Consider the following 12,928-nt stretch of genomic DNA (forward strand, 5'->3'; position numbering starts at 1 on the left):
GCGTCGCTCAGCTCGTTCCGGTGGACGCGAACGGGATCGAGGCCGGTTCGTGCGCGGTCGCCGCGGCGGGGTGTTCCCACAGCCCGCGCTCGCGCAGGAGCGGCAGCACTCCCTCGCCGAACCAGTACGCCTCCTCCACGTGCGGGTGGCCGGACATGACGAACTCGGTGATGCCCAGGCGGGCGTACTCCTCGATCCGGTCGGCCACCTCGGTGTGGCTGCCGACCAGCGCGGTGCCCGCGCCGCCGCGGACCAGCCCGACCCCGGCCCACAGGTTGGGGGAGATCTCCAGCCCGTCGCGGCTGCCGCCGTGCAGGGCGAGCATCCGCTTCTGGCCCTCGGACTCGCTGCGGGCCAGGCCCGCCTGCACCTTCTCGATCGTGGCCGGGTCGATGCCGTCGAGCAGCCTGCGGGCCTGCGCCCACGCCTCGTCGGAGGTGTCCCTGTTGATCACGTGCAGCCGGATGCCCTGCCGCAGCGCGCGGCCCTCGGCCGCGGCCAGGCCGCTCACCCAGGCGATCTTCTCGGCGACCGCGGCGGGCGGCTCGCCCCAGGTGAGATACGCGTCCACGTGCCGGGCCGCGACCCGGCCGGCGGCCGGGGAGGATCCGCCGAAGTAGATGTCCGGCACCGGGTCGGGCACCCGGTTCAGCCTCGCGTCCTCGACCCGCAGGTGCTCCCCGGTGAAGTCGACGCTCTCGCCGCGCCACAGGGCCCGCACGATGTGCAGGAACTCGTCGGTCCGTGCGTATCGCGCGTCCTTGTCCAGGAAGTCGCCGTACGCGCGCTGCTCGTGGCTCTCGCCGCCGGTGACGACGTTGAGCAGCAGGCGCCCGCCCGAGTGCCGCTGGAAGGTGGCGCCCATCTGCGCGGCCAGGGTCGGAGTGACCAGGCCGGGCCGGAAGGCGACCAGGAACTTCAGCCGTTCGGTGGTCTCGGTGAGCATGGCCGTGGTCAGCCAGGCGTCCTCGCACCACGCGCCGGTCGGCGTCAGCGCGCCGACGAAGCCGAGCTGCTCGGCGGCGTGCACGATCTGCCGCAGGTAGGCCAGCGTGGCCGGGCGGGCGCCGCCGGCCACTCCCGGGGGCAGGCCGTGGCCGCCGCCGACGATGTCGCGGCTGTCGCCGTAGGTGGGGAGGAACCAGTGGAACGTCAGGTTTGTCATGGCACTTCCGTAGTCGTGGTCGGTCGCCGTCTTGCCGGAGAGGTGCTAGAGCAGGCCGTGACGGGGCGGGAGCCGTCCGTTGAGCACGTAGCGGCCGATGTGCTGGATCTTCCAGCGAGCCGGGTCGTGCAGCGTGTGCGTCCTGGCGTTGCGCCAGTGGCGGTGGAGGTTGAGCCCGTCCAGGCTCGCGCGGGTGCCGCCCAGTTCGAAGACCGCGCTGCCCAGCTCGACCGCGACCGGGTCGACGTACGCCTTCACGGTGGCCACCGCGATGGACGCGGCGGCCGCCGACTCCTCCGTCAGGTCCGCCGCCGCGGCGTCCACCTCCCGGCCCGCCGCGGCGAGGAGCGCCTCCGCGGCCCGCACCTTGACCGCCAGCTCGCCCGCCCGCTGGATGATCAGCGGGTCCTCCGCGGCGCTGTCCACCCCGCTCTCGAACCAGGGCCTGGCCCTGGTACGGACGAACTCCAGCGCCTCCGTCAGGGTCCCGCCGGCGATGCCCACGTCGATCGCGGCGTGCAGGAGCTGGGCCACCGCGCCGTGGAGCTGGGGTCCGGTGAACGTCAGGTGGTGCGGCACCACGCGGTCGGCGGGCACGCGCACGTCGTCGAGGCGCACGGTGCCGCTGGCCGTGGTCCGCTGGCCCATCCCGGCCCAGTCGTCGATCACCGTCAGCCCGTCGGCGTCCCTGGGCACGTACGCCACGTGCAGCGTCTCGTCCTCGCGCCGGGCCGGCACCGGGATCCAGTGCGCGAACAGCGCGCCGGTGCTGTAGTGCTTGACCCCTCGCAGCAGGAAGCCGTCCTCGCCGTCGGGCACCAGCCGCGTGCGGTAGTCCTGCACGTGCTTGGTGCCGGCCTCGGACTGGGCGTTGCCGAGCCTGGCTCCGGCGAGCACCTCGCCGAAGAAGAACTTCCGCTGCTCGGGGGTGCCCTGGCGGCGGAGCACGTTGACGTAGACGAAGTGGCTCTGCGGGATCTGCGCGATGTTCGGGTCGGCGGCGGCCAGCAGGCGCACCACGTCCGCGAGGGTCTCCGCGCGCACGTCCGCGCCGCCGTGCTCGCGCGGCACGGTGATCGCGAGCAGCCCGCTCGCGGAGAGCCGGTCCAGTTCCGCCGCGGGCAGCAGCCGCCCGGCGTCGCGTTCGGCGGCGCCGGGCGCGAACTCTGCCGCCAGCGCGCGGGCCGTGGCGACCGCCTCCGCGTCATCGGCGATCACATGCGCCCCCGGCAGGCCGGGAGCCTGGGAGGTCGTGCGGTCGATACTCATAGCGGATCCGTTCTGCGTGTCGCGTTAGGATCACCCTAATTCATGTATAAATGGTAGGCAATATCCGTTTTGATGGTGCGCGGTGGCAGGCCGGGCGACCGGGTCGCCGCCCATTCTGAAGATCATCGCTGTCGGCGGCGGAACGGACCCGGCGAGAACCGCCGTGGAGGTGGTCCGCGGGCGCGGGCGCCCGCGGACCACCGGACTACAGGAGCGAGAGCGCCTTGGACACGCCCGGGTCGCGCCCGGTGGCCAGGTCGAGGGCGGTCAGGGGAGCGTGGTGGTCGACCGGCACGCCGATCGTGTCGATGATCTCGCGGTCGGGGCCGAGGTGCCGGACCCTGGGCAGCAGCAGGACGCTGCCGTCGTCGAGGAGGAACGCGGCGGCGGGACCGGAGACGGCTCCGGCGGTGCGGGTCCCCACGAGAGTGCCCAGGCCGTTGCCCCTGACGGCCGCGCTGAAGTCCTCGCAGGCCGAGGCGCACCCGCGGTCGGTGAGGACGACCAGGCGCAGGCCGAGCAGCGGGACGCTGTCGTCGGTCCTGTTGGGCACGCACTCGCCCTTGGGCGGGCAGAAGTAGCTGGTGACCTTGCCGTGCGCGAACGCGCCGAGCAGCCGCGTCACCTCGCGAGGCGATCCGCCGCCGTTGCCGCGCAGGTCGAGGATCACCGCCTTCGATTTGCCCCCCAGCTTGGCGATGACCTGGTCGGCGGCGCCCTCGTAGAATCCGGGCAGCTGGACGTACGCGACGTCGCCGGGAAGTGTCTTCGACGTCACCGCCGGAGGCTGCCGGGTGATCGGCCCCTCCTTGAGGTCGATGGTGCGGGTCCGTCCCGTCGTGGGGCGCTTGAGGGTGATCCGTACCGTGCCTGAGGCGAAGGCCTCGATGAAGCTCTGGTTCACCTTCTCCCCGACGAACGGCGGCATGCCGTTGGCCTTGAGCACGATGTCGCCGGGCCTGACGCCGGCCTTGGCGGCGGGGCTGCCGGGCAGGACGCGGGTGATGAACAGCGGCGGCCGGGCCGCCGGGTCGAGTTCCCCGCCCCGGACGGCGGACGCGCCCACGATGCCCGTTCCGACGGGACCGCCCTCCGAAGGCGGGGACGGCCTCTCCCAGCGGGCGTGGTTGTCGTGCAGCCCGGCGACCATGCCGGTGATCGCGGCGCGCAGCGCGGTGGGGTCACCGGTGCCCAGGACCTTCGCGAAGGCGGCCCAGTCGGTGTCGCGGCCGCCGGTGAGCGCGGGCAGCTGGAGGTCGGCCCGGTCGGCGCCGCGCCGCATCAGATCCTGGGTGTAGGCGGCCAGGGCGTTCTTCAGCAGCTCTCTCGAATCCAGGGCGGGGCCGCCGTAGTAGTTGTCCAGCACGCAGAAGTACGCCTGCCGGAGCGTGTTCACCGAGGTCGGCGGCGCCGATTCCGGCGGCGGCGCCGTGATGAGCGCGCAGTCCCCGTCCGGGGCGGCCGGTGAGGACGAGGGCTTCGGCCGGGGCGACGGGTCCGCCGCGAATACCGGGGCGGGCGCGGGCAGGGAGCAGGCCGTCACCAGGACAGCCGCGCAGAGGGTTCTGATCATGAACGTCAGCGTGGCCGGAAGCGGGTTTCGCGGCGGTGAACGGATCGGTTAACGCCGCTGTTACCCCCGTTCGAGTAAGAACGTCGGCATGCGGGTTCTGGTGGCCGAAGACGAACGCGACCTGGCCGATCTCGTGGCGATGGGACTGCGCCGCCACGCCATGGCCGTCGACGTGGTGTACGACGGCGCCGCGGCGGCCGAACGGCTGGCGCTGCACGACTACGACGTCCTCGTGCTGGACCGGGACCTGCCCGGGACGCACGGCGACCTCGTGTGCCGTGAGCTGGTGGCGCGCGGGAGCCGTACGCGGATCCTGATGATGACGGCGGCGGCGTCGGTGCCCGAGCGGGTCGAGGGCCTCGGGATGGGCGCCGACGACTACCTGCCCAAGCCGTTCGACTACGCCGAGCTGGTCGCGCGGGTGAAGGCGCTGGGGCGGCGCAGCCGGTCGCCGGTGCCGCCGGTGCTGGCGCGGCACGGGATCGTGCTCGACACCCACCGGCTCCAGGCGTCGCGGGACGGGCGGCACCTGCACCTGTCGCTCAAGGAGTTCGCCGTCCTGGAGGTGCTGATGAGGGCGGACGGCGCGGTCGTGAGCTCCGAACGGCTGCTCGAGGAGGCCTGGGACGAGAACGCCGACCCGTTCACGACGGTGGTGCGGGTCGTGGTCAGCCGCCTGCGGGCGAAACTGGGCGACCCGCCGTGCGTCCAGACGATTCCCGGCGCGGGGTACCTGCTGTGACGACGGTCCGGGTACGGCTCACGCTGGCCTACTCCGGGCTGTTCCTGCTGACCTCGGTCATCCTGCTCGTCACGGTCAACCTGCTGCTGGGCCAGACGCTGCGCACGCGGATCGCGCGCTTCCCGGTGCCGCCGCCCCCCGAGCCGAGGGGACCGGTGCCGGGGATGCCGACGGATCGGCCGGCGCCGGTGCCGCTGCCCGACCTGGTGGACGACGTCATCGGCTACCAGTGGGAGGTGACCGCGCTGACGGTCGGGATCCTGGCGGTGGTGTCGGTGGTCGTCGGATGGCTGGTCGCCGGGCGTATCCTGCGGCCCGTCCACCGGATCACCGCCACCGCGCGGCGGCTGTCCCTGTCGAACCTGCACGAGCGGATCGCGCTCACCGGGCCGAAGGACGAGCTGAAGGAACTGGCCGACACGTTCGACGCGATGCTCGACCGGCTCGAACGCTCGGTCGAGGGGCAGCGGCGGTTCGTCGCGAACGCCTCCCACGAGTTGCGCACCCCGCTGGCCGTCCAGCGGGCGGCGATCGAGATCGGCCTGCCCGAGGACGTCGGCGAGATCCGCGACAAGCTCCTGTTCCACAACCGCCGCACCGAGAACCTCATCGACGCCCTGCTGGTCCTCGCCCAGGCGGAACACGGCCTGGAAAGGCTGAGACCGGTGGCCCTGGACCAGGTGGTACGCCTCGTCCTGGCCGAAGAGGGATCCGGCGACATCACCGTGACGGCACGGACGGAGCCGTTCGTCGTCCACGGCGATCCGATCCTGCTGAACCGGCTCGTCACCAACCTCGTCGACAACGCGGTCCGCCACAACCGTCCCGGCGGAACCGTCGAGGTGACGCTCGCCGACGGGGTCCTGACCGTCAGGAACACCGGCCCCGAGGTGCCGGAGGAACGTTTCGGCGACCTCTTCGAGCCCTTCCGGCGCCTGCACACGACCCGGGAGCAGGGCGCCGGGCTCGGGTTGTCGATCGTCGCGTCGATCGCGAAGGCGCACGGGGCCGGCGTACGGGCGAGCCCCAACCCGGGGGGCGGGCTGGAACTCGTCGTGGCGTTCCCCGGATCTCGGGATCGGAGCCGGGAAACCCCGCCCGGCCGAACCGAACCCACCCGCCGTACGTCGTGGTGGACATGATGATGCGCGTACTCGCCGTGCTCGCGATGGTGGCGGCTCTGACGGCGGTCTCCGGGGGTACGGCGAGCGCCTGCTCGTGTGCGGTGCCCGGAACGCGCCCGCCTGGCGGTCGCTCTGGTGGTGGCGGGCATCGCGGGGGGTCGCGCGGGCCCGCCGGACAGGCCCCATGATGAGCGCCTCCCCGGATTTGATCAGGAACCCCGTGGAACACCGGCACCGCCGAAAGTCCGATACGCGGCCCGTACCGGGCGGGCACCGCCGGCCCGGAGGCCTATGGCCCGGGGACCTGTGAGCGGACGCGGGGCTGCGTGGGCGCCTCGCCGAACACCCACGGGCCGGCCTCGCACTCGGCGATGAAGTCACCGGGGAATCCCACCTCGAACCCCGTCGCCGACTCCAGGCGCCGGACCGCCTCCTCGGGGAGGACGACGTCGATCGCGCCCAGGTTCTCGGTGAGCTGCTCGACGTCTCTCGCGCCGACGATCGGGTGGACGGCGGCGAAGCGGGTGCGGGTCCAGGCGATCGCCACCTGGGCCGCCGTGACGCCCAGGTCGCCCGCGACGTCCCGTACGGCACCCGCGACCGCGTGGTCCCGCGCGGTGAGGGAGCCGGGATCGACCCGGGTGGCCCCCTCCATGGCCGCCTGGCCGGTGAACTTCCCCGACAGCACGCCGCCGGCGAGCGGCCCCCACGCGGCCACGCTCATCCCGAACGCCTCGGCCATCGGCAGCAACTCCCGCTCGACGTCGCGCCTGAGCAGGTTGTACGGCACCTGCAGGCCCGCGAACGGCGTCCAGTCCCGCCACTCCGCCAGCGTGTTGGCGCGACTGATCAGCCACGCCGGGGCGTTGGATATGCCCACATAGAGGATCTTCCCGGCGCGCACGGCGTCGTCCAGCGCCCGCATCGTCTCCTCCACCGGGGTGTGGCGGTCCCAGATGTGCACCCAGTGCAGGTCGATGTGGTCGGTCCGCAGCCGCCGCAGGCTGCGCTCCAGCGACAGGGTGAGGTTCTTGCGGTGGTTTCCGGCGGCGTTCGGGTCGTCGCGGTCGCGGGAGAGCGTGTACTTGGTGGCGACGACGAAGCGGTCGCGGCGGCCGGTGAGGAGCTCGCCGAGGATCTCCTCGCTCTCGCCGTACGCCGAGGCGGTGTCGATGACGTTGCCCCCGGCGTCGGCGTAGGCGTCGAGCATGGCCCGGTACCCCTGTGGCACGTCGGAGCCGCCGCGCTCGTAGAAGGTCATCGCGCCGAAGAACAGCTCGGACACCCGCAGCCCGGTCCGGCCCAGTGGTCGGTAACGCAAGGAAGGTCCTTTCCTGTGGTCCGGTGGTCGTGGAGGCCGCGTTCGGAGGCCCAGCGACCCCGTGACCCCGTGGCCTTGGGATCCCGCCGCAGCCGTCCCGCCATGCCGGAGCCGGCGACCCCGCCGATCACGATCGCCCCGGCCTCGGGATCGTAGATGACCCCCACCGGCCTGACCGCCGGTCTGCCGTCGCGGCCGACCGTGGCGAGGCGTCCCAGCGGCCGGCTGGTCTGGTACGCGATTTCGCCGTCGTGAATGCGCTCATGGGGTCGAGCCTGGCAGCCGGGACCGCGCCCGGGGAGGCCGCGGTGAGACCAGCCCCGGCAGGGCCACGATCCCGGCGCCGCGAGGAGGGGATGACCCGCGCGTGCGGCGGCCGGGAACCCCCTCCCCCCGGCGGGAGGTGGACGTCAGTTGCCTCCGGCGACGTGGACCACGCTGCCGGTGATGTTGCCGTTGGTCGCGGACGCGAGGTAGAGGACGATGCCGGCGACGTCCTGGGGCGTGGAGATGTGACCGGCCGGCCTGCCCCTGTTCAGGAAGCGCTTGATCTCCTCCGCGGACCTGCCGGCGAGATCCTGTCTGAACTCCTCGGGGACCCGCGCGAGGAAACCCCTGGTGACGGTGGGGCCGGGGGCGACGACGTTGACGAGGACGCCCTCCGGCGCCAGCTCGGTGGCCAGCGTCCTGCTCAGCCCGTGCATGGCCATCTTGCTCGCGACGAACGCCTCGTCGCCGCCGCCGCCGCGCTGGACGATGTCGGCCGAGATGAAGACGATGCGTCCCCAGCCCCGCTTCTTCATTCCGGGCAGGGCCGCCTGCACGGTGTGGAAGGAGCCCTCCACGTCGGCGCGCAGCGATGACCGCCACTCCTCGACGGAGATGTCCTCGAAGGCGACCGGATCGACCTTCGTCCCCGGAATGGCCGAGGCGTTGACGACGAGCACGTCCACACCGCCCCACTTCGCGGTGACCGTGTCGAAGGCGGCGCGGATCGACGCGGGGTCGGTCAGGTCGTACCGAACGATGATCGCCTCACCGCCCTGTTCGACCACGTCCTGCGACACCCGGTGCGCGCCGTCCTCGTTGCGGTGGTACGTGATCGCCACTCTGGCGCCCTCTGCCGCGAACGCGGCGGCGAGGTGAGCGCCGATCGAGCCGCTGCCGCCCGTGACGAGGACGACCTTCCCGACGAGACCGAGATCCATTTTCACAAACTCCTTCTGTGGTTGACGGGTGAGCGAGGTGTTACGTGATTCACGCCGGACGGCACCGAGCGGAGGCCGATCGTGCCGTTGCGTCGCGTCTCGGTGGACGGTTCGACGCCGGCCTTGCCCTGCGGGTCGCGCGGCCGCCGGCACTGCTGCAGGGCCGTCGAGCATCGGCCCGGACCCCTTCGTCTCGTGCTCGGAAGGGGGCGGTCGTCAGGAACGGGACGGGGACGGAGGCCTCACCGCAGTGCCGGTTCCTCCTCGGGGGCGGGAAGCGTGGCCGGGCCGGGCCGCTTGGCGGCGAGGCTCAGCAGGCCCGCGACGATCACCACCGCGGCGCAGGCCAGCAGGGTCCATCGCAGCGCGCCGACGAAGGCGTGGTCGAAGGCCAGCTGGGCGCTCTCCCGCATCTGCTGGGCGAGCCGGTCGCTCACCCCGGGGGGCGGCCGCATCCGGCCGGCTCCCGCCTCGGCGCCTCCGGCCGCCGCGGTGACCGCGTCGACGAAGTCCTCGCGGTACCGGCCGGGGAGCCGCTCGGCCTGGCGTCGCGCCTCGTCGCCGAGCCCGGTGCTCAGGCGGTTCTGCAGGACCGCGCCCATCGCGGCGATCGCGATCAGGAAGCCCAGCTGGCGGATCGCGTTGAAGGCGCCCGACGCGGCACCGGTGAACTCCTTCCGCACGTCCCGCATGGCCATCGTGACGGTCGGGGCGAAGGCGGCCGCCTGGGCGATCCCCGCCAGGACGAGCGGCCCGAGCAGCGCGAGCCGGCCGGAATCGGCCCGCGCCGTCACCGCGATGAGCACCAGGCTGATCGGGTAGAGGGTGAGCCCGCCGATGAGGACGTACTTCCCGCCGATCCTGTCGATCAGGAAGCCCACGACCGGGAAGGAGACCATCATGGCGAGCGCGGTCGGCGCGAGCGTGAGCCCCGCCTGGAGCGCGCTGAGGCCGAGCACCCGCTGCAGGTAGATGGTGAGGGTCAGCGACAGCCCCATCATCCCGAAGGAGACGGCGACGATCACGAAGCTCATCAGGGAGAAGCCGCGGTCCCGGAAGACACCCAGGGGGAGCAGCGGCTCCCGGGTCCGCGCCTGGGTCGCCAGGAACACCGCCAGCAGCACCAGGCCGGCCCCGATGACCATCGGGACGGTGAGGAAGGAGGTGATCGTCCCCCACCCGTACCGGTCGCCTTCGAGGAGCCCGTAGGTGATCGCGCCGAGCGCGGCGGTCGCCAGGAGCGCCCCGGTGAGATCCAGGTGGGGACGCCCGCCCGGGCGTGTGCCGGGAATGAGGACGAACGCCATGATGACGGTGACGATTCCGATCGGCACGTTGACGTGGAAGATCCAGCGCCAGCCGCCCTCCGCGACGAGGAGCCCGCCGAGTGTCGGACCGGCCAGTCCGGCCAGCCCGGCCGTGACGCCCCACACCGCGCTGGGCAGGCCGCGCCTTTCGGGCGGGAAGACCGCCGTCAGGATGGTCAGGGTCTGCGGGGTGATCAGCGCGGCGCCGACGCCCTGCGCGGCGCGGGCGGCGATGAGCTGCCAGGGTTCCCGGGCGGCCCCGCACAGCGCCGACGCGACGGTGAAAAGGATCATGCCCGCGATGAAGACGTCGCGGGGTCCGACGATGTCGCCCATCCGGCCCGCCGTGATCACCAGCGCGGCCACCACGAGGATGTAGGCGCTCATCACCCACAGGGCCTCGGTGATCGTCGCGTCCAGGTCCGTGAGGATGTCGGGGATGGCGATGTTGACGATCGTGGTGTCCAGGACGGTGATGAAGGACCCGACGCAGAGTGTCGCCATGACGGCCCAGGGATTGCCGCGTTCGCTCATTCCTCGCACCTCCTTGGGGAAGACCCGGATCCCGGAAGTCGCCTCGACGGGGCCCGGGGGGTGTGTTGCCGGGAAGATCGGTATATGATTCGACTGTCGAGAAGTCTAGTAGTTAGAAATTTTAAATGTCAAAAGAAAAATGGAAGTCCCTGGTGGACGAGGTCCAGGTGGCCATGATGGAGCTGCAGAACGTCTCGGACGCGGTGGACGAGGCCGCGGCGGCACGCCTGGGGATCAACCGGACCGACATGCGCTGCATGGGGTGCGTGTTCGCGCTCGGTCCGATGACGGCGGGGGAGCTGGCCGTGGCCGCGAAGCTGTCCCCCGGCGCGGCGACCATCGCCATCGACAGGCTGGAGCGGGCGGGGTACGCGCAAAGGGTCCGGGACCAGCGGGACCGGCGACAGGTGCGGGTGGTGCCGACGCCCCAGGCCGAGCGGGTCGCCCAGGAGATCTGGGGTCAGCTGAGCGAGGAGGACGAAGCCGGGCTGGCCGATCACACCGAGGAGGAGCTGGTGATCATTCGGGACTTCCTCCGGGCCACCGTCACCCGGCACGCCCGCCAGGCCGACCGTATCCGGCACGGGCAGGTCATCTCCGAGGAGGCCGGCGCGCCGGCGGCACCGGGGGCCGAACCGGGGGCCGAGCCCTCCCGGCCGTGACCCCCGGCGCGCCCCCGTCAACAGAGCTCTCGCCTACAGAGCGGCCGCGACCCGTTCGACACCCGGACCGGACAGGCCCGCGAGCCCCGCGGCCCGCCCGGTCGCCAGCAGAAGGAGATCACCCGCCGGACCCCGGACCTCGTCCGGGCCCTCGCCCGCCGACCAGTCCAGGTCGGTGGCGACCAGTCTCGTGCCGCGCAGACGCCTGGGAGCGCCGTAGAAACCGGTCCCCAGGACGCGGCCGAGCCCCGCGACCGCCCGCTCGGCGGGCATCTCCCGCACGCGCCCGAGCGGGCGCGCGACGTCCTGCCCGTGCACCAGCGCGTCGACGAGCGTGTCCAGCGGACGGGAGCCGAGCCCGCGGCGCCGTGAGCCGGCCGCCTCGCGGAGCTGCGCGACGAGCTCCGCGGGCCCGAACCTGGCCGCCCGGTCCCGCGCCTGGTCGGCGAAGACCCGGTTGATGTCGCCACGCGTCCGGATCATGCCCCTGAGCGTGTCGAGGAACAGGGTGTGCGTGGACAGCGTCATGTGAGCGGCCACGTCGTGCACCGTCCAGCCGGGGCACAGGGAGGCCACCGCCCATTCGTGGTCGTCGAGCTCGTCGAGCAGGGCGGCGAAGCCGAGCCGTTCGTCCACTGTCCAGGAAAAGATCTCTTCGTCGTCCATGTACGGCTCTTCTCGCTCGTGTGCGTGGGTGACGACGGCCGGGGGTGTCCCGCCGTCATGCGCCGGCCGTGCCGCCGGGATCGGATGTCTCGACCGCGCCGAGCCTGCGCAGCAGGTGCGCCCGTTCGGGATCGGTGCCGGCCAGGTCGAGCGCCTCCCGGTAGGCCGCGGCGGCCTCGGGGAGGCGCCCGAGCCGGTGCAGCAGGTCCGCCCGTGCCGTCGGGTAGGGGTGGTGGTCGCGCAGCCGAGGCTCGCCGGCCAGCTCGTCGAGCAGTGCCAGCCCCGCCTCCGGCCCGTCGCGCATCGCCACCGCCACGGCCCGGTTCAGCGCGACCACCGGGGACGGCGCGAGGGCGAGCAGCACGTCGTAGAGGGCCACGACCTGCGGCCAGTCGGTGGTCGCGACGTCCGGGGCCTCGTCGTGCAGGGCGGCGATCGCGGCCTGCACCCCGTACGGGCCGGGCGGGCCGCCGGTCAGCGCGACGAGCACCAGGTCACCACCCTCCTCGATCATGGCGCGGTCCCACCGGTCGCGGTCCTGGTCGTCGAGCAGCACCAGCTCGCCGCCCGGGCCGGTGCGCGCCTCGCGCCGCGCGTGGACCAGCAGCATCAGCCCGAGCAGCCCGGCGACCTCCCGCTCGGCGGGCAGCAGCCGGCGCAGTATCCTCCCCAGCCGGATGGCCTCCTCGGCGAGGCCGAGCCGCTGCAGGTCCGGGCCCGAGCTGGCCGCGTAGCCCTCAGTGAAGATCGAATAGATGACCTGGAGCACCCCTGGCAGGCGCTCCGGCAGCTCGTCGACACCGGGCACGCGGAACGGGATGCGGGCCTCGCGGATCTTCCTCTTCGCCCGCACGATCCGCTGGGCCATCGTCGCGGACGGGACGAGGAAGGCCCGCGCGACCTCGGGCGTCGTCAGCCCGGCGAGGCAGCGCAAGGTCAGGGCCGTGCGATCGTCGGCGGGAAGGGCCGGGTGGGCGCAGGTGAAGAACAGCCGCAGCCGCTCGTCGGGGAGATCGCCGTCCGCGTCCGCGTCCGCGGGCGGGGCGGGGTCGGCCCGGTCCGCCTCCACCTGCAGGACGGCGAGCCGGGCGGCGTAGGCCCGGTCCCGCCGCAGCCGGTCGACGGCCCTGCGCCGCGCCGTCGTCAGCAGCCAGGCCCCTGGCCTGAGCGGCACCCCATCGACCGGCCAGTGCACCAGCGCCGCCTCGACGGCCTCGGAGGCGACCTCCTCGGCCAGGTCGAGGTCGCCGAAGCGGCGGACCAGGGAGGCGAGCAGCCGGCCGCGTTCCTCACGGAACACCGACTCCACGGACGACCTGGCATCGCCGGCCCGCTCGTCCGCCTCCCCACCCGTCAC

General features: G+C 72.9%; 11 protein-coding genes. 3 read left to right on the forward strand and 8 right to left on the reverse strand.

Going from position 1 to position 12,928, the window contains the following annotated elements; all coding sequences use genetic code 11:
• Positions 1-7: 7 nt before the first annotated feature.
• The 3 genes from ACVCAG_RS11700 to ACVCAG_RS11710 form a co-directional block, all read right to left on the reverse strand.
• A complete protein-coding gene (locus tag ACVCAG_RS11700) occupies positions 8-1,165 on the reverse strand; it encodes an LLM class flavin-dependent oxidoreductase (RefSeq protein WP_440083354.1) in 1,158 nt (385 codons plus the stop codon).
• 45 nt (positions 1,166-1,210) lie between these two features.
• Complete coding sequence (locus ACVCAG_RS11705; protein ID WP_440083355.1) at positions 1,211-2,434, reverse strand: SfnB family sulfur acquisition oxidoreductase; 1,224 nt, start codon at positions 2,432-2,434, stop codon at positions 1,211-1,213.
• A gap of 205 nt (positions 2,435-2,639) precedes the next feature.
• Positions 2,640-4,007 carry a S41 family peptidase gene (locus ACVCAG_RS11710; protein WP_440083356.1) on the reverse strand — a complete coding sequence of 456 codons (1,368 nt, stop codon included), beginning with the start codon at positions 4,005-4,007 and terminating at the stop codon, positions 2,640-2,642.
• An 88-nt stretch (positions 4,008-4,095) separates the two neighbouring features.
• Here ACVCAG_RS11710 and ACVCAG_RS11715 point away from each other — a divergent pair, with 88 nt between their 5' ends.
• Together ACVCAG_RS11715 and ACVCAG_RS11720 are read left to right on the forward strand one after the other, a co-directional pair.
• Positions 4,096-4,749 (forward strand): response regulator, encoded by a 654-nt coding sequence (locus tag ACVCAG_RS11715; RefSeq protein ID WP_440083357.1) that lies wholly within the window; start codon positions 4,096-4,098, stop codon positions 4,747-4,749.
• Positions 4,746-5,891: an ATP-binding protein gene (locus ACVCAG_RS11720; protein ID WP_440083358.1), complete on the forward strand. Its 1,146-nt coding sequence runs from the start codon at positions 4,746-4,748 to the stop codon at positions 5,889-5,891. The genes ACVCAG_RS11715 and ACVCAG_RS11720 overlap by 4 nt, the downstream gene beginning before the upstream one ends.
• Before the next feature lie 271 nt (positions 5,892-6,162).
• Here ACVCAG_RS11720 and ACVCAG_RS11725 read toward each other — a convergent pair whose 3' ends face one another.
• From ACVCAG_RS11725 to ACVCAG_RS11735, 3 genes are all read right to left on the reverse strand, one after another.
• Positions 6,163-7,194, reverse strand: coding sequence for an aldo/keto reductase (locus tag ACVCAG_RS11725; protein WP_440083359.1), 1,032 nt, complete (start codon positions 7,192-7,194; stop codon positions 6,163-6,165).
• Between the two features lie 410 nt (positions 7,195-7,604).
• On the reverse strand, positions 7,605-8,402 hold the full coding sequence (locus ACVCAG_RS11730; protein ID WP_440083360.1) for an SDR family oxidoreductase: 798 nt from the start codon (positions 8,400-8,402) through the stop codon (positions 7,605-7,607).
• A gap of 242 nt (positions 8,403-8,644) precedes the next feature.
• Positions 8,645-10,243, reverse strand: a complete 1,599-nt coding sequence (locus tag ACVCAG_RS11735) for a DHA2 family efflux MFS transporter permease subunit (protein ID WP_440083361.1) — start codon at positions 10,241-10,243, stop codon at positions 8,645-8,647.
• A gap of 125 nt (positions 10,244-10,368) precedes the next feature.
• Between ACVCAG_RS11735 and ACVCAG_RS11740 the strand changes: the two genes are divergently transcribed.
• Positions 10,369-10,905, forward strand: a complete 537-nt coding sequence (locus ACVCAG_RS11740) for a MarR family transcriptional regulator (protein WP_440083362.1) — start codon at positions 10,369-10,371, stop codon at positions 10,903-10,905.
• A 33-nt stretch (positions 10,906-10,938) separates the two neighbouring features.
• Here the strand turns inward: ACVCAG_RS11740 and ACVCAG_RS11745 are convergent, their stop codons facing one another.
• Positions 10,939-11,571, reverse strand: a complete 633-nt coding sequence (locus ACVCAG_RS11745) for a maleylpyruvate isomerase family mycothiol-dependent enzyme (RefSeq protein WP_440083363.1) — start codon at positions 11,569-11,571, stop codon at positions 10,939-10,941.
• A gap of 55 nt (positions 11,572-11,626) precedes the next feature.
• Positions 11,627-12,928, reverse strand: a complete 1,302-nt coding sequence (locus ACVCAG_RS11750) for a DUF6596 domain-containing protein (protein ID WP_440083364.1) — start codon at positions 12,926-12,928, stop codon at positions 11,627-11,629.

The organism is Streptosporangium sp. G12 (assembly GCF_052983175.1).

Coding starts and splice junctions, on each gene's coding strand:
- ACVCAG_RS11710 (WP_440083356.1), bottom strand. CDS start 4,007: ATGATCAGAACCCTCTGCGCGGCTGTCCTGGTGACGGCCTGCTCCCTG.
- ACVCAG_RS11730 (WP_440083360.1), bottom strand. CDS start 8,402: ATGGATCTCGGTCTCGTCGGGAAGGTCGTCCTCGTCACGGGCGGCAGC.
- ACVCAG_RS11740 (WP_440083362.1), top strand. CDS start 10,369: ATGTCAAAAGAAAAATGGAAGTCCCTGGTGGACGAGGTCCAGGTGGCC.
- ACVCAG_RS11735 (WP_440083361.1), bottom strand. CDS start 10,243: ATGAGCGAACGCGGCAATCCCTGGGCCGTCATGGCGACACTCTGCGTC.
- ACVCAG_RS11715 (WP_440083357.1), top strand. CDS start 4,096: ATGCGGGTTCTGGTGGCCGAAGACGAACGCGACCTGGCCGATCTCGTG.
- ACVCAG_RS11745 (WP_440083363.1), bottom strand. CDS start 11,571: ATGGACGACGAAGAGATCTTTTCCTGGACAGTGGACGAACGGCTCGGC.
- ACVCAG_RS11705 (WP_440083355.1), bottom strand. CDS start 2,434: ATGAGTATCGACCGCACGACCTCCCAGGCTCCCGGCCTGCCGGGGGCG.
- ACVCAG_RS11700 (WP_440083354.1), bottom strand. CDS start 1,165: ATGACAAACCTGACGTTCCACTGGTTCCTCCCCACCTACGGCGACAGC.